Here is a 22200-nt window from a genome sequence, read left to right as displayed (position 1 = left end):
CCTATGGACGAACTCGACCAAAAACTAAACGCCACATTCGACGGCAAGGTGCTTCGCAAAGACCTGCTGCATCGAATCAAAAAAGGCACCAACGTCCCGACGTTCGTCCTGGAGTTCCTCCTTGCCAAGTATTGCGCCAGCAATGACCAGGCAGAGATGGATGCTGGCATGGAGGCCGTGCTGTCGTCACTGCAGGAGAACTACGTTAGGCCGGACGAGGCCAACGCCGCGCAGTCCAAGGTCGCCACCAAGGGCAAGCATCGCTTCATCGACAAGGTCCATGTCCGTTACGTCGAAAAAGAAAAGCGCCACTGGGCATCGCTGGAGAACTTCAACTCGCAACGCATCGCGATTGGTGAAAAATTCTACCGCGACAACGACAGGTTGCTGGAAGGTGGCATTTGGGCGGAGGTGACCCTGGCGCACAACGACATAGATGAAGACGACTATGCGTTTTCCATTGAGGATCTGCGGCCGATCCAGCTGACTCGTTTTGACTTCGACCGTTATGCAGAGGGGCGCGGGGCATTCACGCGTGATGAGTGGCTCGCGGCGGTGTTACGCTCTGTGGGACTGGAACCCAGCAAGCTCTCGAAGCGCGTGCAGATGCACTTCATCGCCAGGTTGGCTGCGCTGGTTGAGCCCAACTACAACTACATCGAGCTGGGACCACGCGGCACCGGCAAGTCCTATTTCTTCAGTGAATTCTCGCCCTACGCCACCTTGATCTCGGGCGGCCAAGCGACCAAGGCAACGCTGTTCTACAACAACGCGCGCCGCAAGGTGGGCTTGGTTGGCTTCTGGGACACGGTTGCCTTTGACGAGGTTGGCGGGATCAAAGTGCGCGATCCGGACACCATCCAGATCATGAAGGACTTCATGGCCAACGGGCGCTTTTCGCGCGGGGCTGAGGTTATTGCTGATGCCAGTTTGAGCTTCGTTGGCAACATCGACGTGTCCGTGCAGCAGGTGGTCAACTCTAACGAGCACGATCTTTTCCAGCCGTTGCCGCCAGAGCTCGACTTGGCCGTGATGGACCGTTTCGCCGCGTACATTCCAGGCTGGGAGATGCCGAAGAACAGCAGCGAGTTCCTGACCAGCAACTACGGCTTCATCACTGATTATTTGGCCGAGGCCTTCCACTACCAGTTCAAGCACACGAATCGGTATGAGGAAGTGAGCAAGCGCATTCGGCTCGGTAAATCAATCGAGGGGCGCGACGAGAAAGGTATCAAGAAGACCGTCTGTGCATTCTTGAAGGTGCTGCACCCCAACGGGCCGCCGACGGATGAGGAGTTCGAGGAATACGTGGCCTATGCCACGGAGTGCCGCCGCCGCGTCAAGGAGCAGATGAACAAGCGCAAACCGGATGACGAGTTTGCCCGGATCAATCTGTCTTACTTCAAGGCCAGCGGTGAGGAGGTGGTGGTCTTCTGCCCTGAGTCCAAAGATGCATCGGCAACACAGGAGCCAGCTCGCCGTCGCTTGAATCAGGCGGATGGGCAGCCGACTGAGGCAGTCGAAGTGCAACCCACTGCACAAGCGGCACCTGCTGCACTGGAGACTCCAGCGGGCCCGACCCCGGTATCACCGGCCCCGGCTTCGATTGCGGTTGGGCCGTCACCGATCGAGCTCAAGGAACAGCACTTCACCATCCTCTATGGCGACACCGGGTACAGCTATGAGTCGATCCTCGGCCCCTACCTCCAAGGCGCGAAGTCTGTCGTGATCGAAGATCCGTACATTCGTCTGCAACACCAGATTCAGAATTTCGTGCGCTTCTGCGAAACGGTGCTGAAGGCTGGAACCGTGAAGAAGATCAGCCTGATCACCGGCTACGACGATAAGACCCAGTTGGCCGACATCGCTGAGAAGCTCGATGAGTTGAAGCAGAGCCTGCTGGAATTGGATGTCGAGCTGGAAGTGAAGTTGAACCCGAACATGCACGACCGAGAGATTCGTATCGACAACGGCTGGGTGATCAAGATTGGCCGGGGGTTGGACTTCTTCCAAAAGCCCGGAGGGTGGTTCGAGGTAGGCGTAAATGATCTCAGTTTGCGTAAATGTCTTGAGACCAAGGTTGATATATTCAGGGTTGGAATAAATATTTGACCTGATTTTCCATAAAAGAAATTCAGTTTAATTTTATTAATATGATTGTAAAAAATCTCAAGCACATATCATTTTGATGAGGCTGGCGGCTGCTGGCTTCGCGTGTAGATGCTCCGCGATGATGCATCTGCTTTGGATATGGCTGTATGAAAGAAAGATCCGATTGTCTGTACTGTGTTTTGGTCGTCGCAGCATCCATCATCGCTGCGGTTGCTCGATGTGCTCTGTCTTCGGGCAGTGAAGACATCGACCCTTTTAATTGATACTGCATTGGCATACGCACAAGGCCCGGCATCGTCCGGGCCTTGTGCGTTTGTGCCGTAAGAAGCGAGGAAAATACGATGCATCTGGTTGAAACAATGGCCTATGCCGGTGCTAAGCCGTGGCACGGTCTGGGCAATAAGCTTGAACAGCAACAGCCCATTGAGGTCTGGAAGCGTCAGGCAGGCATGGATTGGCAGATCGAGGACTCCGAGGTCCGCTTCATCACGGGTAGCAATGCCATCGGTGCCATCCACTCCTTCCCGGAGCAGAAAGTGCTCTATCGCTCCGATACCAGGGAGCCGTTGGCAGTCGTCTCCAAGCGGTTCAAGGTGGTCCAGCCGGGAGAGATCCTGGAGTTCTACCGTAATCTGACGCAGCACAGTGGCTTTGAACTGGAGACGGCGGGTGTGCTCAAGGGTGGCAAGAAGTTCTGGGCCATGGCTCGTACGGGCCAGAGCACGTCGCTGAAGGGGCGTGACCGGGTGGATGGCTATCTTTTGCTTGCTACTGCCTGTGACGGCACGTTGGCCACCACGGCGCAGTTCACCTCGGTGCGGGTGGTGTGCAACAACACCTTACAGATCGCTCTGGGAGACAGCAGCGGAGCCATCAAGGTCCCGCACCGCAGTCAGTTCGACCCGGATGCTGTGAAGCGCCAGTTGGGGATCACCGTCTCGACCTGGGACAACTTCGTGTCTCGCATGAAAGCCATCTGTGACCGTCCAGTTGACCCCGATACGGTCGATGGTCTGTTGCGACGGGTGCTTACCTACCAAGGCCAGGGCACCACCGCTGAGGTCGTCAACGAGCAGGCGCTGGCCAGTGTCCGTGCCCTGTATGAGGGCGGCGGTCGAGGCGCGTTGTTGCCTTCCAGCCGTGCAACGGCCTGGGGCGTACTCAACAGCGTCACGGAGTACGTTGACCACCACCGACGAGCTCGTAGCGATGATCACCGCCGTGATGCGGCATGGTTCGGTGCTGGAGCTCAGCTCAAGCAGCGCGCGTGGGATGAAGTGATGAAGTTGGTGGCCTGATGGAAGCGCAGGCCTATCACATGACCACATTAGGGGCCGGATCCAATGAGGAGGAGAGCAGGATCCGGGTACGTGAGGACAGGACGATTGCGAGGGCGCTGCAGATCCTGCAGAAACGGGCATCGTTGCCAGGGGAAGTGCTGGGAGGAGCAACCCAGAGCGCATTGTTCTTCCGGCTACGTCTGGGGGGTGAAGACCGCGAGCATTTTGAGGTCGCCTTTCTCAACACGCAGTTCCAGCTCATCGCAGTTGAGCGGCTTTTCTCAGGGACGATTGATGGAGCCGAGGTCCATCCTCGGATCGTGGTTCAGAGGGCACTTGCACACAATGCATCGGCGGTACTCATGGCTCACAACCATCCAAGCGGTAGCTTGCAGCCCTCTGCGTCAGATCGGGCAGTCACGGCGCGGCTGAAGGCTGCCTTGGACACCGTGGACGTGAGGCTGTTGGACCATTTCGTTGTCACCAGCCATGAGGTGGTCTCGATGGCCTCTCAAGGCATGGTCTGACAGAGCTGCAGCGATCAGTGCTGTCGCTTCGCCCATTCATCTTGCCCACATCGATAGCTTGAAATGAAAGACCTGACCAAGGCCGCCCATCAAGGCGGCCTTTTCTATTCCGGAGATTGCCAATGAGCAAGCACACCGCGTTGCGTTTGGTTGATACGCGTTCACTGGATCGCCAGCAGTGGCTGGAGGTCCGCAATGGCGGCATCGGTAGTTCGGATGCTGCCACCGCCGTCGGGTTGAACCCCTACAAGAGCCAGCTGGAGCTGTGGCAGGAGAAGACGGGGCGCAAGCCGATGGAAGAGATCCCCCCTGGACAAGAGGATCCCCGCTACTGGGGAACCATGCTCGAACCCATGGTGGCCACGGCCTACCAGGAGCGCACGGGGAACCGGGTACGCCGGGTCAACGCCGTTCTGCAGCACCCGACCTTTCCGCACATGCTGGCCAACCTCGATCGAGAGGTAATTGGTTCCCCGGGGGTCCAAATCCTTGAGTGCAAGACAGCAGGGGAGTTCGGCTCTCGGCTGTGGAAAGACGGGGTTCCCGAGTACGTGCAGCTGCAGGTACAGCATCAGTTGGCAGTGACGGGGAAGCAGGCAGCAGATGTGGCAGTGCTGCTGTGTGGCCAGGCGCTAAGGATCCACCGTATTGAGCGAGACGAAGAGATCATCAGCCGCTTGGTGGTATTGGAGGCCCGGTTCTGGGAGCACGTCATCAATGACATCGAGCCTCCAGCCGATGGCTCGGAGTCAGCGGCCAGGGCGTTGCGGAGCTTGTACCCAGGCAAGGACACCGTTGTCGATTTCAGTCAGGACCCGGAATTGGTCGAGACCTTCACCAACCTGGTCTCGTTCACTGAGGCAGTTGCAGAGCAGGAACAGCAGGTAGAACTGCTCAAGCAGACACTGCAGCAAGCCATGGGGGACGCTTCCATTGCCCGGTTCGGTTCACTGGGAGAAGTCATCTACCGCCGTAGCAAGGATGGCACGTCACTGGATACCAAGCGGCTCGCAGCCGAGCACCCGGAGATCGCTGCGGCCTACACGGTAGTCCGTCCGGGTTCGCGCCGTTTCCGGATCAACACCACGATCAAAGAGGTCACATCATGCTGAAGGGACTGGCTATAACGCCGCCGGTGATTGGGCGTATTTCCATCGGCCGGGTAGTAGAGCGCAACGGCAAGCGGCTGCCCGAAAAGGACGATCAGTTCACCCTCACCAGCCAGGTACAGAACCGGGAGGGCTGGGTGCTGCACCCGCTGGATGAAGAGCTGCGGAAGGCATCGGAGGGTAACAAGCTGCGATCCATCCCGGTGCGCGTGCTCTTCGACGATCCAACCCTGAACCTCCGGGCTGACTACTCGCTGTTCAATCGCGAGAACGGAAGACCGCTGTGTGTAGGCAACGGAGACACCTGCCGGCGAGCTGGCCCTGAAGGCATGGAGACGTTGCCTTGTCCTGGTCCGGATGGGTGCCAGTTTGCCAGTGGGGGCTGCAAAGCCTATGCCCGCTTGAATGTGGTCATTGGGGACGGCGAGGGGGATGCGATGGGTAGCTTTGTTCTGCGCACCACCTCATACAACACCATCCGCACACTGGCAGCACGGCTGCACTACCTCAGTGCAGTGTCGGGCGGAAGGCTGTCTTGTCTGCCGCTCGAGCTGAAGCTGCGGGGCAAATCCACGACGATGAGCTATCGATCAGCGATCTACTACGTCGATCTGGTGGTTCGGAGCGGGCTGACGCTCGAACAGGCTGTCGCAGAGGCGATTGAGCGACACGCAACAAGAGCTGCAGCGGGGATCGACCAAGCTGCACTGGATGAGGCGGCGAGACAGGGCTTCGCTAACGGGGCCTTCGAGGACCTGGACGAAGACGTGCCGGCCGTGGTCGAGGAGTTCTATCCATCAGGCCAGGGTGAAGTTGTGCAGGTATCAGCGAACGGAAGTCTCAAGGACAGACTGAAAGCGCAAGCGTCTCGGTTGGTGTCGTAGGAGAGCCGTACCGGTACGGATCTGTATCAGGTACGGACAAGAGGCAGTTCAGGTCCTGAGCGGACATCGGATGGAACGGACCGGTTTGTGGGCGCAAAGGACGAGACATGCCAGGGAGCGAAAGCTCCCTGGTATGTAAGTGTTTGATTTTTCTTTGATCTGGTCGGTTGTGCGCGTCCCTGGAAAAAACCTGGATTTTTTTTCCCTGTACCCCCAACAGCAGCATATCGACACTGATCACGTCGGAGGCCAATCACCTTCGATAGGAAACCGGCCGGATTCCTTCCTGAAACGTTCAACACAACGAAGGAATCAACAAATGAAGCACATGACGTCCAGTCTGCGCCAGGGCGTAGACAAAAGCATGACTTTGGCCGAAGAGAACAACAGTGCTGGGAAAGCAGGTTGGCCGGATAGTCCGACGCTGCGTCTGAAGGAGCTGATCAAGCTGCTCCGCGTCAGCAGGAGCAAGGCATACGAGCTGATGAAGACCGATCCGGACTTCCCGAAGGGCATTCCGCTCTATGACAGCGAACTGTCCCCGAAGTTCTACTGGACGCATGAGGCAATGGCATGGGTAGAAGGCCGTGCAGTGAAGTTCCGTCGTGCGAAGGAGGAGAAGTGATGATGGCTAATTTTGCAGTCCACTCTTCGCCGCTTGACGCGCTCACGCACGCTTTGAGTGAACAGTCGACCAAGGGGAAGGGCAAGCTGGAGCAGGACTTCAGGCAGGCCTATCCGATCCTGGAACAGCACATCGCAAAGAAGATGCGCAAGAAGATCTTGGTAGAGCAGTTCAATGCTGCGTACAAGCATGATCTGACCCTGATTCAGTTCCGCAAGCTGCTCAAGGAGGAGCGTTCTCGTCGCCATGCGGAGGGCGATGCTGCTCGGTGCCAGAGCTGTGGCCATCTGTTGGTCGAGGCCGAAGAACAGACCGCTGTTGGCACGACAGAGGAGGATGCATGATGACTATCCATCGGCAGCGTTATGCCCCCAAATATCCTCTGGAAACTTTTCACCATGTTGCTCGTGAGGCAGGCCTTGAGCTCCTTCGCAACGTGCAAGTTCCCGACGCCATGGTTGGCATGGGTCTTATCAATGCCATTTCGATGGCGTGCCAAGGTCTGATTGATGTCAAGTTGCCGACCGGACAGATCAAGCCTGTAACCCAGAACTTGATGCTTGTGGCTGAGTCTGGTGAGCGCAAGTCCACGGTGTTCGAGCTGCTGCAGGCGCCTTTCCGCGATGCAGACACGAAGGCGATGGCTGCGTTCAAGCAGCAGACTGTGGCTTATGAGATCGACTATGGACTCTGGACGGCCAAGATGAAGGGGCTGAAGAGCGCGATCAGTAAAGCAGTTGCAGCAGGTAAGTCTGTGGAAGCACTCGAGTCTCAGCTGAAGGAGTATGCAGAAAAGAAACCACTGCAGCCTCGCTTGCGTTGCTTCCTGCGGCAGGACATCACGGCCAAGGCCATTATGGAGGCCGTTCAGGGTGATGGTGAGTCCATAGCCATCACGACTGATGAAGGTCACATGCTGTTCAAGAGCGAGGCAATGGCGAATGTGGGCTTACTCAATCGTCTCTGGGATTCACCAGGAATGATGCCGTTGGATCGTGCGGAGAACGAGCATCTGATTGCGATGAATCCGCGTGTGTCTGTGAGCATCATGACCCAGTATGAACCGCTCAAGCAGTTCCTCAATAGGCGAGGCTCTGTCGCAAAGGGGAGTGGGCATTGGGCACGTTACTTGGTCGCGTGGCCTCGCTCCATGATGGGCTATCGGCGAATCGAGGACGTGGAACCGGTGTGGGAGCATTTGCCGGCATTCCATGAGCGGGTCGCGGAGCTGTTGTTGAAGTACAAGGAGCTTTCAGCCTCGGGCGCCGTTGCTCGTGAAGTGGTGTCCTTCTCCATCGATGCCAGGGCACGCTGGGTAGAGTTGGCATCAGAAACTGAGTCTTTGCTGCGCGACGGGGAGTACTTGAGCGATATCAATGACTTCGCGGCAAAGATCATGGAGATCGTGGCACGACTCGCTGCATCGATGCAGTACTTCAGTGGAGAGGGAGGTGACATCACCCTCGATACGATCAATCGTGCCTTCGAGATCGTTCGGTGGCATGTTGATGAGTACAAGCATCTGTTCTCACCTGCGTTCGTGGTATCGCAGGATCAGGCCGATGCTCAAGCTCTGGATCGGTATCTGCATGCCAAGTGGTGGAGAGGGATTTATTCGGATACGTGCGTTCCCAAGAACCAGGTTTTGCGCTGTGGACCTGTACGTAACCGAGCAAGGCTGAATGCAGCCATCTCGGTTCTTGAAGGCCAGGGAGCAATTCAGATCTGCAGTGGGTACCGGGACAAGAGGACGTATCTTCGCTTGATGAATCACTACTTTGACCGGAGGGCGCTGTAAGCAGTCTTTGTACCAAGGGAGCCCCGGCGATAGGTCGGGGCTTTTCTAACGTGGTCAGCAGGTGTCATTGCGATTCTGCGACTTTGTAGCAGAATCGCTGGGTGAGGTACTGGCCGCTGTCTGATTTTAAGTGTCTGAAGCTACCTGCGCTTCTTTACGGCATTGAGCATACTGTGACTTCTCTGCATCTGCCATCTCCTTTACGAAGCGTTGGCCGAGGTGGCGCTCCGGGGGCCTGGCAATGCCCTGGTCGCGCAAGCTGCGGTGGTCTACACGGGCGGAGTATCCGTTCTCAGCAAGGAACTGATTCTGGGTGTCCGCTACAAGCTTTCGTTGTGCAGTCACCTGCTGCTTCAACTCCATTGGGCTCTTTCCGCCACTATCCTTGCGGCATCCGCCTGCGGAAGGATTCTTGGCGTTGTAGCGGGCGAAGGTCTGTTCAGGTGTACGGGGGATGCCATCAGGCAGTCTGTCCGAGCACATCAGATGGATGTGCGGGTTCGGATCCCCACCGAGTTTTCCTTCAGGTGCATGGAGCGCGTACTGGTAGGGTTTGATCCCTGCGAGATTCTTTGCAAGCCGGTCGGCAAGTTCGACCTGCTGTTCAGTACTGAGCTCACTCGGAAGAGTGATTTCGTGTTCTCGGTACACTGCTCCGTTGGCACGCTCATGCTTGTCAGCAACGCTCCAGAACCGTTTCGGATCATCTCCTGCCCATTCGGGCATGTTCCCATGTCCTGTTTGGATAAGGTCCTTCTTGTCACTATGAGATCCTTTACGATCGATATAGTTGGCGTGCCTGCGTGCGCTGCCTTTCTTTCCACTTTTGATGCTGTAATGGAAGCTTGCCATTGCTGTATCACCCTTTCTCTTGGGAGAATAAAAAAGCCGACAAGAGTGATTCTTGTCGGCTACCGGTAGATACTCATGATCGAAGATTGTTGTGATTAGATAGAAAGGGTAAGTGCGCGTACCACACCCTGCCTGTAATCTATTGTCAGTTCTATTTTATTTCTATTCCCTTCGATTCCTTTCATTCTTCGTGTTGTTGCTTCGAAGGATGTAAGTGAGTTTCTACATATGTATAAGGGTGATGTGAGTTAAAAATTACATTGTGTGCGAAGTGGCTTGATTTTCGATATATTGAATAAGGTCTTCGCAAAACATGTTGATCTTTCTCTCGTATTCGTTGCCTGCTTCAAGATCGAAATGAGAGTGAGCTATGGACATGTGCTTCAGATATGCGATCTGGAATCGCATAAACGCTTCCATGCGGTTGCTGCGACCGAAAAGTAATGCGTAGGCGATGCAATATCGATGATAGAGGGTGAGCATCGCGCCTTGCGGGATGTAGTCCTCTTCATATAGCTCTTCGATGTCTCTTGAGGTGTCCAGGTGACTCAGTAGGCGAGATGCCGTTTTATCGCTTGAGCTCTGTCCCTTCCAGTAGGGCGTGTACTTCGTTTTGATCTTCTTTTGGATCGTGATGGCTGATAAGGCTGCAACACAGTCCGCCATTGAAATGTTGATGACGTCAAGATCTGTTCTGTGCCATTCGTGGAAGACATAGGCATGCAGAACCTTCTGCGTTTCGTCGGCTATGTTTGTGATCTCGCTGGATCTCAACTCGTAACCAGTGGCTTGGTGAACCAAGCGTGCCAGCTCATTCGCATGGGTTTGCAGGAAGAAGTGAATGGCTGCGAGTGATGTGACAGGTCGCAATAGGGCATCGCACTCCGTCGGTGAGGAGATGGCGTGAGCGAAGAGTGGCTCTATCTTGTATTTGCTCAACTCGCCGTATTCTGATTCGACAACCTGCTGATACTCTCCAACGAAGTGCAGGAATGGGAGCGTTAGCAAATAGATGTACAGCCTTTCGTGGAGGGGGGCGGATTCTTTGCTGGGCAGGATAGTTGAGGGTTGATAGCTTTCTATTTGATGTGCGCCAAACATAAAGGCGCTTGCAATGGCTTCATCATTGCCATCGAAAGCCATGTAGATGGGTTCTATAAGCTCCTTGATGTGTCTGGCGTAGTATTCAAGGAGTTTCGATGGTGTGAGTCTATTGATGTGGATTTGGTTAAGTCTTTCCTCGTCGATCTCAAGCTTAAGTGTGGACATGAGATAGGACGCTGCTTTTATGGTCTTTTCGTTTCTTGGAGAGTTACGTTCTGTCCAGTGCTCGAAGGTGGCCTTAATGGTTCCTGGTTTCGATATTCTTTGAAGCAGCTGGGTGTCGCTGGAGTCGTTCTTGATGTAAAGGAGCTTGATTGTTTTTAGGGTCGAGATTGGAAGTGTGCAGTTCCCGGAAGGAATCTCTTGTCCCAATGTGGAGTTTATGGAGTCAATGACCCCTTTAAGTTCCTTGCGAGTTATTGTTTTCCCTGAAGCATTAGAGTGTTTGGCTTTGCTGCCATCTGATGCATGCGCTATCTCATAGTTGAGCTCTTCCAAAAGTTCGTTTATGCTTCCAGTTGCTGATTGATCTGTTAATTGGTCTTTTTCGAAGTTAAAGCGCGGCTTATACTTCCCTGGTTCGATGTTGCTGTCTTCCATTTTCAACCACCATCCTTTTGGTTGTGTATAGTGTTTGATGATCGCTATGTCGCCGATCCTTGTGGCGCACCTGAATAAGGCTGCGCCACTTCGTTTTATTGAATCGCCCCGGCTTTTGTAGACACCTACAAGCCAGATTTTCCCGCTTGCCGTTCGAACTCTACCGGAGAGATACCTCCATTTGAACCATGTCGGCGCTTGGGGTTGTAGAACATCTCTATGTAGTCGAATACGTCGCTGCGTGCGGCGTCCCGGGTCAGGTAGATCTTGCGCCTGATTCGCTCCCGCTTCAGTAGTTGAAAGAAGCTTTCGGCCACTGTGTTGTCATGACAGTTGCCGCGTCGGCTCATGCTGCAGACGATGCCATGAGCCTTCAGGAACGCTTGCCATTCGTTGCCGGTGAATTGACTGCCCTGGTCGGAATGCAGCATTAAGCCCGGTGCAGGTTTCCTGTGCACCACCGCCGCCAGCAACGCCTAAGCTGTAGATGCCGTTGGACACTTCGACGTACTGCTCCAGCGGCACGTTCCTTGCTGCCTTGGGCTTAGGAGTATGGCCGGCCACCGGGGCGTCTGGTTTGCCTTCGGGCTGTGAGGCGGAGGCGGCAGTTTCGGGCTTGCCGCAAGCGGCCAGGAAGCAAACAAGAAGTACGGGCGTAAGAGCAACTGATTTCATGGTTCCCCCTTGGGTAGTAGCTCAGAGGGAATCGTCGCATGCATTTTGCGATAATCGCAAATGACCTTTACCGGGGGTTTGGGTCAGGCTATGCGGTCGCCTCCTGTCGTCCGCCCATGCAGCCCAAGTCTCCCGCCACGCTATTCGGCCGTCGCCTTCGGGCGGCGCGGGTGGCTGCTGGCTTGACGCAGGCAGATTTGGGGAGGGTGCTGGGCTTGGACGACCAGAATACGGGCGCGCCGCGCGTCAGTCGGTATGAGACCGGTCGGCATGAGCCCGACCAGGAAACCATGGCCAAGATCGCTGAGGCCCTGGGCCTGCCGGTGGCCTATTTCCATGCCGTGGACAATGTCCTGGCCGAAGTGATCCTGCTGGTCAGCCGCATGCCTCCTGCCGAGCGGGAGGCGATCCTGGCCCTGATCAGGGAGCGGGTCAGCACACCCGAGTAGTGGTCCTACACCCTACTGCTTCATCAACGGGATGTGTTCGGGCTTTTTCTCGGTCACGCGGATTCCACTTCGATTGCCGGGCAGCGGGCTGCCACAAAGGGGCCATTGTAGGGGCTGGCCCGCCGGCGCACGAAGGGGAGGGGGCTGGCGCCGCTAGCGGCCGCTGCCGGTCTCCAGCATCCGCTTGCGGAAGAACGGGTACAGCGCGGCGCTGAACAGCATCGCCACGGTGGCGTAGGCCAGCAGCTGGGCGTCGGCGCCGAGCAGGGCATACAGGCAGTAGGCGACCGCGGCGGCGGCGGTGAGCAGGCAGCCGGCCCGCAGCCAGCCCCGTTCATTGCGCTCCAGCGTGGTCGCGGCCAGGGCCCCGGCCGAGAACAGGTAGGGAATGATGGTCAGCAGCACCGCGATGTTGGTCAGCTGGTCGAACTGCCGGGCCAGTGTCGGCGAGGAGGTCACCAGCAGCAGGCCGCTCATCAGCACCGCCACGATCATCAGGCCGGTGCCGGGCATGCCATGGCGGTTGAGCTTGCAGAACACGCGCGGGAACAGCCCATCCTCGGCCGCCGCCTTGGCGGACTGCCCGACCAGCAGCATCCAGCCGCCGAGCGCGCCGATCGACTTGAAGATCGCACACAGCGCGATCACCACCACGCCCCAGGGGCCGATCATCAGCTTGGCGACATCGGCGAACGGTGCCGAGGAGTCGCGCAGTGCCTCCATCGGCAGCATGCCCATGATCACCAGCGAGCAGCTGATGTAGATCACCGCCGCCAGCGCCAGCCCGAGCAGGGTCGCCAGCGGGATGTTGCGTTTGGGGTTGTCGATGACGTCGGCCGATACCGCCGCGCTCTCCACGCCCATGAACGCCCACAGCGCGATCGAGGCGCTGCGCGAGATCGCCGCGCTGTCCTCCATGCCGCTGACGTTCCAGCCGGCCATGAACATGTCCGCATCGAACCACCACCAGCCGGCGATGGCGATGCTCAGGATCGGGATCAACGCCAGCAGCAGCGTGCCGGTCTCCAACGCGCCGATCCAGCGGGCGCCGCGGGCATTGGCCAGGCTCAGCAGCCAGATCACCGCCAGGGTGAAGCCCAGGCGCGGGTAGATGCCCTCCAGCCAGGGCCACAGGTGGCTCAGGTAGCCGGTGACCACCAGTGCGATGGCGACATTGCCGATCCAGTTGCCGAACCAGTACGCGTAGTTGCTGACAAAGCCGACGTAGTTGCCGAAGGTATCGCGGGCATACGCATACGGGCCGCCGGGCTGCGGGTTGATCTGCGAAAGCCGGGCGAACACCAGCCCCAGCGCGATCGCGCCGGCGGTGGCGATGACCCAGCCGACCGAGGAAATGCTGCCGACCGTGGCCAGGTTGGCCGGCAGCAGGAACACCCCGGTGCCGATCATGTTGCCGGCGACCAGCATGGTGGCCATGGTCAGGCCCATTTTCCGTGGTGCGGTAGTGCTCATGTCCAGGCCGGATCGGAAGTGAAGTCGATGGTCAGCCAGAAGCGGCCGGAGCGTGCGTCCAGCCGTGTGGCGATCTCATCGCGCAGGCGGTCCACGTCGCCGATGCTGCCCAGCTGCGTATCGGGCCGGGTGAGGATGTGGATCTCGATGAACTGCATGCGGCCCATCTTGGCGACATGGCTGGTGAAACCTTCAAACCGATGCTCGGCGACGAACTGCTCCATCACCGTCTGCACCTGCGCATCGAGTTCGCTCGGCGCCACCTGCAGCACCTCGCGGGCGGCTTTCCAGGCCGCGCGCAGCGGTACCGGCAGCGCGGCCAGGCTGATGACGGCCAGCACCAGCGGGTCCAGATACGGGATCCAGTGCGCGTGGCTGCCGCCGCGCAGCGCCAGCGCGATGACGAAGGACAGCACCACCGCCAGGCTCATCAGCCCGGTCAGCAGCCAGGCCCGCGCGTCCAGCGCCAGCAGCCCGGACTCCAGGCGGCGCGCATGGCGGCCGATCCATACCGCCATGACCAGGTCGACCACCGCCAGCAGCGCGGCCCACGCCAGGCCCGGGCCGACCCGGGTCTCGTGGCCGCCACCGCTGAAGCCGATGACGGCATTGGCCATCGCATAGATGCAGGCCAGGCTGAGGATGGCGCCGCCCAGCGCCTCGACCATCGGCTCCAGGTGCCAGAACCCGTACTGGAAGCGGGGGCTCTGCTCGTTGTTCATCAGCCGCAGCACCGCCAGTGCGACCAGGGTCAGGGCCACGTCAACCAGGCTGTAGATGCCGTCGAACAGGATGGCCTGCGAGCGGGCCAGCATGCCGCCAAAGAAACCGATCGCAGCGACCAGCACGGTCCCTGCGATCGACAGTTGCAGTACGCGTTGCTCCTGGCGGGTGCTGGTCATCAGGGCGAGTCGTGGTGCATCCGTGGGTTCCCGTCAGTGCAGGGGGAGGGCGGGCATCGCCCGCATCGTAGCCGCTTCGCCGGCGGGCGGCAGCGCCGGGCCCGGCGGCGGCCGGCCCGAGGTCGAAAGCACAAAGCACAAAGCACCCTCATCCGCCCTGACGGGCACCTTCGTCCGCTTGGCGGGAGAAGGGAGAGCGCCCGGCCATCATCACCGCCAGGGCCAGGGCCAGGGCCACGGCGATCACCACCACCACTGCCACTGCCGCGCTTCGCAACCCCACGAAGCAGGAGGACGTACGCCTTGCAGCAGCGGGCGTGTGTTTCGCCTTGGCCCCTCCCCCGCGGGCGGGGAGGGGGGAGGGAGCTTGTCGCTTCACCCGCACCGCTTCGGCCGTTACAGCTTCAGGACTTCCACCTTGTAGCTGGGCTGCGCGCCGCTGTTGTCGATGATCAGGCCGTGCACGTCGGACTCGAAGCCCGGGAAGCGCGCGTTCTGCTCGCGGGCGATGCGCAGCGACTGGATGATCGGCTCGTCCTGCGCGCCGAAACGTTCACCCGGCATGATCGTCGGGATGCCCGGAGGGTACGGCACCAGCATGGTGCCGGCGACGCGGCCGCTGATCTGGTCGATGTCGACGCGCTCGATCTGCCCCTGCACCAGGTGGTTGTACGCTTCGGCCGGGGTCATCACCGGCTCGGGCAGGTCCACGTACATCTCGCGCATCACTTCGGCGACGCGGAACTCGTCGTTGAAGGCGTGCAGCGCGGCGCACAGGTCGCGCAGGCCCCAGTCGGCATAGGCCACCGGGTGCTCCTCGACCAGGCTCGGCAGTGCGCGGGTCAGCGGTGCGTTGCTGTCGTAGAGGTCCTTGAAGGCCAGCAGTTCGGTGACCAGGGTGCTCCATTTGCCCTTGGTGATGCCCATCGAGAACAGGAACAGCACCGAGTACAGGTTGGTCTTCTCCACGGTGATGCCACGTGTCCACAGGAACTTGCTCAACACCGCGGCGGGAATGCCCAGCTTGCCCATGGTGCCGTCCATCGCCAGGCCGGGCGTGAGCAGCGTGACCTTGACCGGATCGATCAGCACATAGTCGTCGGCGAGGTTGTCGAAGCCATGCCAATGGGCGTCCGGGCGCAGGTACCAGTCCGGGCGCGAGGTGGTCAGCGGCTTGTCGCTGTCGGCCTGGCCGATGCTGCGTTCCACGCCGTCCGGCTGCCATACCTTGAACCACCAGTCATCGCGGCCGAGGTCCTGGCTGACATGCAGCATGGCGCGGCGGAAGGTGACGGCTTCATCGTGCATTTCCTGCACCAGCGAGCGGCCGGCCTCGCCTTCCATCATCTTCGAGGCGACGTCGCACGCGGCGATGATGCCGTAATGCGGGCTGGTGGAGGTGTGCATCATGAACGATTCGTTGAACCGCTCCGCATCCAGCTCGCGGGTGGCCGCGTTGCGCACGTGGATCATCGATGCCTGCGAGAACGCGGCCAGCAGCTTGTGCGTGGAATGGGTGGTGAAGATGATCGCGTCCTGCTCGCGCGGCTTGCCCTTGGCCATGCCGTAATGGTTCTCGTAGAACGGGTGGAACGCGGCGTAGCCGTACCAGGCTTCGTCGAAGTGCAGGAAGTCCACCGCGGTACCGAGGTTGTCGGCGATCTTCTCGGCGTTGTAGCAGAGCCCGTCGTAGGTGGAGTTGGTGACCACCGCGATGCGCGGCTTGGCACCCGGCTTGGCCGCCTTGCTGGCCAGCGGGTTGGCCTGGATCATCCGCTGCAGCGCCTCGCCGGAGAACTGGTCCAGGCTGATCGGGCCGATGATGCCGTGCGCGTTGCGGCTGGGGGTGAAGTACACCGGGATGCCGCCGGTCATGATCAGCGAGTGCAGCAGCGACTTGTGGCAGTTGCGGTCCACGAACACGATGTCGCCGCGCGCCACGGTGCCGTGCCAGACGATCTTGTTGGCGGTGGAGGTGCCGTTGGTGACGAAGAAGGTGTGGTCGGCGCCGAAGTTGCGCGCGGCCTCGGTTTCGGCATCGCGGATCGGGCCGGTGTGGTCGAGCAGCGAGCCGAGTTCCGGTACCGAGATCGACAGGTCGCTGCGCAGCGTGTTCTCGCCGTAGAACTGGTGCAGCGCACGGCCCACCGGCGACTTGGTGAACGCCACGCCACCGGCGTGGCCGGGGGTATGCCAGGAATAGTTGGACTCGGCGGCGTGGTGGATCAGCGCCTTGAAGAACGGCGGCAATAGCGTGGCCATGTAGTCTTCGGCCGCGCGCATCACCTGGCGGGCGATGAAGCTCTTGGTGTCCTCGAACAGGAAGATGTAGCCGTGCACGTACTTGAGCAGCTTGCTCGGCACCTTCTCGATGGTGCGGCGGTCGCCGTACAGGAACACCGGCAGGTCGGCGCGGCGCTTGCTCTGCTCGCGCAGGAAGGCGAGCAGCTGCTGGAACTGGTCGTCGTTCTCCTCGGTGCCGTCGATGGAGATCAACACCGCCGAGGCGGCCACGTAGGTGCGTGCGCCGGCGCGCGCGTCATCCAGGGTCAGGCCGCACAGCACGCGCTGGTCGTTGTGGCGCAGCTCGTCGGCCAGGGCGCGGATCAGGATGCCGTTGATGCGCGGCGACTCGTAGTCCGCGTCGATGATGACGATGGGATAGTCCAGGGACTTGAAGTACATGGTGGTTTCCTTTTCTACCGATCGGGGGATTCAGTTCGATGCGCTGCGCGGGGCAGCGACGGGCGAGAGCTTGGCAAGCTTCTGCTTGCGACGGTCCTCGCTGAAGAACGGATAGAAGACGGTGATGAACAGTACGAACAGGAAGGCGTACTGCACGATGCTGCCGGAGGAGCCGAAGATCGCCCACAGGCAATAGACCACGGTGATGCTGGTCAGCACCCAGAACGCGCCGGTGTGGACCAGCGTGTGCGAGCGCTCGACCACGAAGTAGCAGGCCACGCACGAGTAGATGTAGGGCAGCAGGGTCAGCACCACGGCAGCGGAGGTGATCACGTCGAACTGCGCCGACGCGGTTTTCGAGGTCGAGGTGATCAGCACCGCCAGGGTCATCAGCACCGCGACGATCAGCACGCCCTTGACCGGCACCTCGTCTTTGTTGATCTTGCTGAAGATGCTCGGGAACAGGCCGTCGTCCGAGGCCGCCTTGGCGCTCTGCGCGGTCAGCAGGATCCAGCCGCCGAGCGAGCCGGCCGCGCCGATGAAGGCGCACAGGCTGACCAGCGCGCCGCCCCAGCCACCGACGGCATTGGCCGCGGCCAGCGCGAACGGTGCGTCGGAGACCTGCAGGTCGGCGTTGGGGACCATGCCCATGATCACCGAGGAGCTGGCGATGTAGGCCACCGCCGCCAGGAACACGCCGGCCAGCGTGGCGCGGGCGACGTTCTTCTCCGGGTTCTCGACCACGCCGGCGGTCACCGAGGCCGACTCCACGCCGATGAAGGCCCACAGCGTCAGTGCCGCGGCGCTGGAGATGGCGCCGAAGTTGGACTCACCCGAGACGTTGTAGGCGCCCTTGAAGATGGCCGGGTCGAAGAAGAACCAGCCGAAGATCGCGATACCCAGGATCGGGATCAGCGCGAAGCTGGTGGTCACGGTCTGCACGCGGGTGACGAACGCCGGGCCGATCACGTTGGCGAAGCTCAACGCCCATACCAGCACCAGCACCGCGATGCAGCGCGGGATCGGGTCGGACAGGATCGGGAAGAAGTAACTGAAGTAGCCGACCGCCGCGATCGGGATGGCGACGTTGCCGATCCAGTTGGCGAACCAGTAGATGGTGTTGGTCTGGAAGCCCATGTACGGGCCGAACCAGTCGCGTGCATAGGCGTAGGGGCCGCCGGCCTGCGGGGCCAGTTTGCCGAGCTTGGCGAACACGAAGGCGAGCAGCAGCGCGCCGGCGGTGGTCATCAGCCAGCCCCAGATCGAGGCGGTGCCGATCTTGGCCAGGCTGGCGGGCAGCAGGAACACGCCCGAGCCCATCATGTTGCCGGCGACGAGGAACGTCGCGCCGACTACGCCGATTTTTTTCTGACCTGCCATGGGTGTCTCCTTTCACCGGCATTGCCGATGTCTGTCCGGAAGGGAAGGGCGTGGGTGGGATTGCGTTGCTGGCGGCCGGGCGGTGAGGGCGGGTCCGGCCTGCGGGCTGGGTTACTTGATGAAGCTGTATTGCAGGCTGCCCTGCAGGCGCAGGGTGTCGGCGCTGCGTCCGTCCTGCAGCTGCTGTTGGCCATAGAGCAGTTCCATGCCCATCGTCCAGGACGGCGCCGGGCTCCAGATCAGGTTCAGCGCGCCATAGCGGCTGCGCCGGAATGCATCATTGGCGAGCGCGTCAGCGTCGTCCATGTGCAGTTCGCCGTAGATCAGGTTCGAGCGCCACATCTCCGACCAGTAGTGGGTGTAGCCGAAGAAGCCGCCGTACAGCGGCAGTGCCTTGAGCCGGCCGTCGGCATTGATCGCCGCGTCCAGGCCCGAACCGGTCAGGTCGGCGGTGTAGCGGCCCATGCCCTTGCCGCCGAGCAGCCCGAACAGCAGCAGGTCGCGCTCGGCGACGGCGAACGAGCCGCTCAGCTGCAGGCCGCCGCCGAAGGTGCGGTCACTGCGGCCGTCGCCGTCGTAGCCGAGGCTGCGCGCCACCGCGCCCAGCTGCAGGTGCCCCCAGTTGCGCTCCATGCGTGCGACCAGGCTGACGTCGGGGAAGCGGTCGGCACTGATGTCCGAATCGCCGGTGTTGGCCAGCTGTGCATCCGGGTCTTCGGCGGCGATGGTCAGGCTGTTGCCCTTGCCCAGCGCGAAGCTGTGGTGGATGCCGGCCACCAGCAGGTAGCCGGCGCCGCCGGGGCCGGCGAAATCCAGCGTATCGGGCAGCGAGTCGGCATCCATGAAGGTGGAGTAGCCATAGCCGGCGTAGGTGTTGCCCAGCTGTCCGTAGGCATGGCGCAGGCGGAACTGATAGCTGTCGCTGCTGCCGAAGAAGTCGTTCTCCAGGTAGAAGCGCAGGTTGCCATGGCTGGTCGGGCGACGCGCTTCGAAGCTGAAGCGGGTCTGCTTGGCGTGCATGTCGAAATGCGAGACGTCGCGGTGCGGACCGCCCACCGGAATGGAGGAGGTGACGAACTGTTCGGTGTCGCCCGCGGCGCGGCCATCGGCGATCGCATCGAGCTTGGCGTAACCGCCCAGGCGGATCATGGTCTCGGTGCCGGGGATGGCGAAGAAACCCTTCAGCTCCGGATCGGTGGGGGAGGGCGCATTGTCCGGTCGGGATGCCGCGGTGGACGGGTCGGCGACCGAATCACGTGGCGGCAGCACCGATTGCGTGGTGGCCGCCGAACGCGACGGGGACAGCTGCGCGATCGATGTGGCGGCGGCTGCCGGCGGGGTGGTGACTACGGACGAGGCGGGTGCCGTTTGTGGCGCTGTCGCAGGCGCGGGGGTACCGCTCTGTGCCTGGGTGCCCTGTCCGCGCTCCAGCGCGTTGAGGCGTTCGGTCAAGGCCTGCAGATGGTTCTGCACCTGCGTGATCTCTTCGCGCAGGGTGGCTACCGAATCCTGTGCGCTGGCCCATCCGGGTGCCAATGCAAGGGCCATCGCAATGGCAAGTGTTCGTGGTTTCATCGCCCGATCCAAGGAGAAAAAAGCACCACGCGCAACCGGGTCGAAGCCGGTCGCGGTGTCTGCATCCGCCTATTATCCGAAAAGTGATGACGGAGGTGTGAATCACTCCGTGAAAAAACGTGAAATGTGCGCTGATTGCGCTTGTTCGCCGGTCAACCCCGGATGTCCTGCTGAGATCGGCGTTCGCAAGTGAGAGTGTGAGTGATATGTGACGGAAAAGTGCCGGGTGCGGCGCGCCGGGCCTGTCGCAAAATGCGACGCCCGGTGCCGGCTCAGTGCGTGGATTCCTCAATAACACCCTGCGCCAGTGGAACGCGAGAGCCATCGAGCAGGCCGCGGCTGAGCGCGCCGTCCTCGATGAACAGCAGCTCGGCATTGCTGCCTTCCTTCATGTCGGCATCGATGGCGATGATGCGGCCGTCATGGAACGTGCTGACGTGTGGCATCGAGGTATGCCCGACCACGATGCGCTGCAGGCCGAGCTGATCGAGCACGCCCTGCACGCCAGGCGTGTCCAGGCGCCCGTCGAAGTAACCGCGGTACCAGATCGGGCTGGTCTTGCCGTCATACAGCGGCGCGGTGCCCGGATCGGCCTTGACCTCGGCGCGCGGGCGCCCCAGCGAGGCCTGGTAGGCGGCATTGGTGCGCGCCGGATCCAGTGCCAGTGGCAGCGCTTCGGGGCGATGCCGCCATGCAGGAACAGCGTGTCGCCGACGCGCAGCAGCACCGGGCGGGTGCGCAGCCACTGCCCGATCACGCTGTCGGCGGCATACAGCTCGGGGTAGCTGCGGCCCAGCAGCTGCGCGCTGCGCAGGTCCTTGGGATTGACGTAACGCAGGTCGTCGTACAACACCATCGTCTCGTGGTTGCCGAGGACGAAATGCACCGCGCCACCGGCGGCCGCGGCCTGCTGCTGCAGGCGGTACAGCAGCCAGAACGCCTCGGTCACCTGCGGCCCGCGGTCGAACACGTCGCCGGCCACCACCAGCGTGTCGGTGCCGAGCGTCCAGTGATCCTGTGCGTCGATGACCCGGTGCGCGCGCAGCAGCCGCACCAGCAGGTCGTACTGGCCGTGGATGTCCGACACCGCGACGATGCGCGGCGCCGCCGGCGGGATCGCCAGCGCAGGCGTCGTCGGCGGACGCAGCGCAAGCGGCTGAGTGAAGTTGCGTGCAGGCGGCGGGTTGAGATGGTGGCAGCGGCGTCTAGGATGGTTCTCTAATGCGAACCGGTACGCAGAAAGCCGGGAAATGCAGTCCGAGGTCCGGGGTTGCAAAGTGGCAAAAACAACCCCGGACTGCACAAAAAACCCCTGTGAAACAGCACTGTGTCCGGGGTGTCCGGGGTTGGAGCCGTTTCAAAACTTTTAGCGAGAAAAAGTTGCTGGCGTTCGGGTTCTTCTAGTTCCAGATCGCTGCAGGGAATTCCCCGCAGCTCCATTTGGGTGCGGGCCAGAACTACCCCATAGTGCGCACGAACATGGTCGGTGGGGAGTGCGGCCAAATCTGCAGCAGTTCTTACCCCTTCGCCTGCCAGGCGTTCGGCGTAGCGCCTGCCCACTCCCCACACATCCTCGACGGCCAGAGCGTTGACGTTCTGTGCGGTGGCATGGAAGACGGCCAAGGAGCCCGCATGGACGGCACGCTTGGACTGGTCCTTGGCGAGCTTGTTGCCTGCCTTGGCCAGGGTGCGTGTGGCACCCAGGCCAGCGCAGCAGGGAATGCCCACCCATTGCAGGATGCGTTGGCGTGCTTCCAGGCAGGCCGCAAGAGGGTCTTTGAGGCCTTCCAGGTCGACGAAATTTTCATCGATCGAATAGATCTCCACCCTGGGGAAGAGATCCTGAAGAATCGTCACAATCCTGGCTGACAGATCCCCGTACAGCGCGAAGTTGGCTGACCTGACGAGGACTTGCTTTCTGATGTCCTTGGGGACCTGGAAGATGGGCATACCCATTTTCAATCCCAAGGCCTTCGCCTCTGGCGACAGGGCGATACAGCATCCATCGCCATTGCCAAGCACAACAGTGGGTGGACCGGCCAGAGTTCTGTAGACACTCAGTTGCCGCTCTGCGCGTAGCGCCTTTCAAACTCTACCGGTGACACGCCGCCAGCGGAACCATGCCGGCGGATCGGGTTGTAGAACATCTCGATGTAGTCGAACACGTCCG

18 protein-coding genes and 2 pseudogenes are annotated in these 22200 nt (G+C 60.5%); 9 read left to right on the top strand and 11 right to left on the bottom strand.

The window, feature by feature from the left end; all coding sequences use genetic code 11:
• Positions 1 to 3 precede the first annotated feature (3 nt).
• From brxL to AC5P99_RS16220, 8 genes are all read left to right on the top strand, one after another.
• Entirely contained in the window at positions 4 to 2112 is a 2109-nt protein-coding gene (gene brxL, locus AC5P99_RS16255) for a BREX system Lon protease-like protein BrxL (protein ID WP_032968948.1), read from the top strand.
• Positions 2113 to 2453: 341 nt separating this feature from the next.
• On the top strand, positions 2454 to 3410 hold the full coding sequence (locus tag AC5P99_RS16250) for a DUF932 domain-containing protein (RefSeq protein WP_049450099.1): 957 nt from the start codon (positions 2454 to 2456) through the stop codon (positions 3408 to 3410).
• On the top strand, positions 3410 to 3919 hold the full coding sequence (locus AC5P99_RS16245; protein ID WP_495213341.1) for a JAB domain-containing protein: 510 nt from the start codon (positions 3410 to 3412) through the stop codon (positions 3917 to 3919). Before AC5P99_RS16250 ends, AC5P99_RS16245 begins: the two co-directional genes overlap by 1 nt.
• Positions 3920 to 4041: 122 nt before the next feature.
• A complete protein-coding gene (locus AC5P99_RS16240; protein WP_495213340.1) occupies positions 4042 to 5031 on the top strand; it encodes a YqaJ viral recombinase family nuclease in 990 nt (329 codons plus the stop codon).
• The gene (locus AC5P99_RS16235; RefSeq protein WP_495213339.1) at positions 5025 to 5912 is read left to right on the top strand and encodes a recombination directionality factor; all 888 of its coding nucleotides are present in this window, start codon (positions 5025 to 5027) and stop codon (positions 5910 to 5912) included. Before AC5P99_RS16240 ends, AC5P99_RS16235 begins: the two co-directional genes overlap by 7 nt.
• Positions 5913 to 6231: 319 nt before the next feature.
• Positions 6232 to 6537, top strand: a complete 306-nt coding sequence (locus tag AC5P99_RS16230; protein ID WP_004146436.1) for a helix-turn-helix transcriptional regulator — start codon at positions 6232 to 6234, stop codon at positions 6535 to 6537.
• Positions 6537 to 6881, top strand: a complete 345-nt coding sequence (locus AC5P99_RS16225; RefSeq protein WP_049450092.1) for a hypothetical protein — start codon at positions 6537 to 6539, stop codon at positions 6879 to 6881. Before AC5P99_RS16230 ends, AC5P99_RS16225 begins: the two co-directional genes overlap by 1 nt.
• On the top strand, positions 6878 to 8335 hold the full coding sequence (locus tag AC5P99_RS16220) for a YfjI family protein (RefSeq protein ID WP_495213338.1): 1458 nt from the start codon (positions 6878 to 6880) through the stop codon (positions 8333 to 8335). Before AC5P99_RS16225 ends, AC5P99_RS16220 begins: the two co-directional genes overlap by 4 nt.
• Before the next feature lie 126 nt (positions 8336 to 8461).
• On the opposite strand, the gene AC5P99_RS16215 is transcribed toward AC5P99_RS16220, so the two are convergent.
• The 3 genes and pseudogenes from AC5P99_RS16215 to AC5P99_RS16205 all read right to left on the bottom strand — a co-directional run.
• Positions 8462 to 9187 (bottom strand): MobA/MobL family protein, encoded by a 726-nt coding sequence (locus tag AC5P99_RS16215; protein ID WP_495213337.1) that lies wholly within the window; start codon positions 9185 to 9187, stop codon positions 8462 to 8464.
• Positions 9188 to 9442: 255 nt separating this feature from the next.
• A complete protein-coding gene (locus tag AC5P99_RS16210; RefSeq protein ID WP_495213336.1) occupies positions 9443 to 10891 on the bottom strand; it encodes a hypothetical protein in 1449 nt (482 codons plus the stop codon).
• 125 nt (positions 10892 to 11016) lie between these two features.
• Positions 11017 to 11367 (bottom strand): annotated as a pseudogene (locus AC5P99_RS16205) (IS3 family transposase); the annotation flags it as partial.
• Positions 11368 to 11604: 237 nt separating this feature from the next.
• Between AC5P99_RS16205 and AC5P99_RS16200 the strand changes: the two are divergent.
• Complete coding sequence (locus AC5P99_RS16200; protein WP_306760625.1) at positions 11605 to 12015, top strand: helix-turn-helix domain-containing protein; 411 nt, start codon at positions 11605 to 11607, stop codon at positions 12013 to 12015.
• A gap of 153 nt (positions 12016 to 12168) precedes the next feature.
• Here the strand turns inward: AC5P99_RS16200 and AC5P99_RS16195 are convergent, their stop codons facing one another.
• The 8 genes and pseudogenes from AC5P99_RS16195 to AC5P99_RS16160 all read right to left on the bottom strand — a co-directional run.
• Positions 12169 to 13488 carry an amino acid permease gene (locus AC5P99_RS16195; RefSeq protein WP_081113787.1) on the bottom strand — a complete coding sequence of 440 codons (1320 nt, stop codon included), beginning with the start codon at positions 13486 to 13488 and terminating at the stop codon, positions 12169 to 12171.
• Complete coding sequence (locus AC5P99_RS16190; protein ID WP_062607651.1) at positions 13485 to 14390, bottom strand: cation diffusion facilitator family transporter; 906 nt, start codon at positions 14388 to 14390, stop codon at positions 13485 to 13487. The genes AC5P99_RS16195 and AC5P99_RS16190 overlap by 4 nt, the downstream gene beginning before the upstream one ends.
• A gap of 396 nt (positions 14391 to 14786) precedes the next feature.
• On the bottom strand, positions 14787 to 17075 hold the full coding sequence (locus tag AC5P99_RS16185; RefSeq protein WP_062607650.1) for an Orn/Lys/Arg family decarboxylase: 2289 nt from the start codon (positions 17073 to 17075) through the stop codon (positions 14787 to 14789).
• A 30-nt stretch (positions 17076 to 17105) separates the two neighbouring features.
• On the bottom strand, positions 17106 to 18455 hold the full coding sequence (gene adiC / locus AC5P99_RS16180; RefSeq protein WP_099497325.1) for an arginine/agmatine antiporter: 1350 nt from the start codon (positions 18453 to 18455) through the stop codon (positions 17106 to 17108).
• Positions 18456 to 18566: 111 nt separating this feature from the next.
• Positions 18567 to 20030 carry a DcaP family trimeric outer membrane transporter gene (locus AC5P99_RS16175; protein ID WP_099497892.1) on the bottom strand — a complete coding sequence of 488 codons (1464 nt, stop codon included), beginning with the start codon at positions 20028 to 20030 and terminating at the stop codon, positions 18567 to 18569.
• 272 nt (positions 20031 to 20302) lie between these two features.
• Positions 20303 to 21141 (bottom strand): annotated as a pseudogene (locus AC5P99_RS16170) (metallophosphoesterase); the annotation flags it as partial.
• Positions 21142 to 21248: 107 nt separating this feature from the next.
• Positions 21249 to 22073, bottom strand: coding sequence for a Y-family DNA polymerase (locus AC5P99_RS16165; RefSeq protein ID WP_495213348.1), 825 nt, complete (start codon positions 22071 to 22073; stop codon positions 21249 to 21251).
• Positions 22074 to 22087: 14 nt separating this feature from the next.
• On the bottom strand, positions 22088 to 22200 hold a 113-nt coding region (locus AC5P99_RS16160; protein ID WP_495213347.1), incomplete at its 5' end, for an IS3 family transposase.

The organism is Stenotrophomonas sp. YJH_SMC_80 (assembly GCF_059372495.1).
Note: the sequence above shows the minus strand (reverse complement) of the source record. Positions and strands in the feature narration are given on the sequence as shown.

Coding starts and splice junctions, on each gene's coding strand:
- AC5P99_RS16225 (WP_049450092.1), top strand. CDS start 6,537: ATGATGGCTAATTTTGCAGTCCACTCTTCGCCGCTTGACGCGCTCACG.
- AC5P99_RS16195 (WP_081113787.1), bottom strand. CDS start 13,488: ATGAGCACTACCGCACCACGGAAAATGGGCCTGACCATGGCCACCATG.
- AC5P99_RS16235 (WP_495213339.1), top strand. CDS start 5,025: ATGCTGAAGGGACTGGCTATAACGCCGCCGGTGATTGGGCGTATTTCC.
- AC5P99_RS16250 (WP_049450099.1), top strand. CDS start 2,454: ATGCATCTGGTTGAAACAATGGCCTATGCCGGTGCTAAGCCGTGGCAC.
- AC5P99_RS16245 (WP_495213341.1), top strand. CDS start 3,410: ATGGAAGCGCAGGCCTATCACATGACCACATTAGGGGCCGGATCCAAT.
- AC5P99_RS16175 (WP_099497892.1), bottom strand. CDS start 20,030: ATGAAACCACGAACACTTGCCATTGCGATGGCCCTTGCATTGGCACCC.
- AC5P99_RS16215 (WP_495213337.1), bottom strand. CDS start 9,187: ATGGCAAGCTTCCATTACAGCATCAAAAGTGGAAAGAAAGGCAGCGCA.
- AC5P99_RS16190 (WP_062607651.1), bottom strand. CDS start 14,390: ATGACCAGCACCCGCCAGGAGCAACGCGTACTGCAACTGTCGATCGCA.
- AC5P99_RS16200 (WP_306760625.1), top strand. CDS start 11,605: ATGCATTTTGCGATAATCGCAAATGACCTTTACCGGGGGTTTGGGTCA.
- brxL (WP_032968948.1), top strand. CDS start 4: ATGGACGAACTCGACCAAAAACTAAACGCCACATTCGACGGCAAGGTG.
- AC5P99_RS16220 (WP_495213338.1), top strand. CDS start 6,878: ATGATGACTATCCATCGGCAGCGTTATGCCCCCAAATATCCTCTGGAA.
- AC5P99_RS16210 (WP_495213336.1), bottom strand. CDS start 10,891: ATGGAAGACAGCAACATCGAACCAGGGAAGTATAAGCCGCGCTTTAAC.
- AC5P99_RS16230 (WP_004146436.1), top strand. CDS start 6,232: ATGAAGCACATGACGTCCAGTCTGCGCCAGGGCGTAGACAAAAGCATG.
- adiC (WP_099497325.1), bottom strand. CDS start 18,455: ATGGCAGGTCAGAAAAAAATCGGCGTAGTCGGCGCGACGTTCCTCGTC.
- AC5P99_RS16240 (WP_495213340.1), top strand. CDS start 4,042: ATGAGCAAGCACACCGCGTTGCGTTTGGTTGATACGCGTTCACTGGAT.
- AC5P99_RS16185 (WP_062607650.1), bottom strand. CDS start 17,075: ATGTACTTCAAGTCCCTGGACTATCCCATCGTCATCATCGACGCGGAC.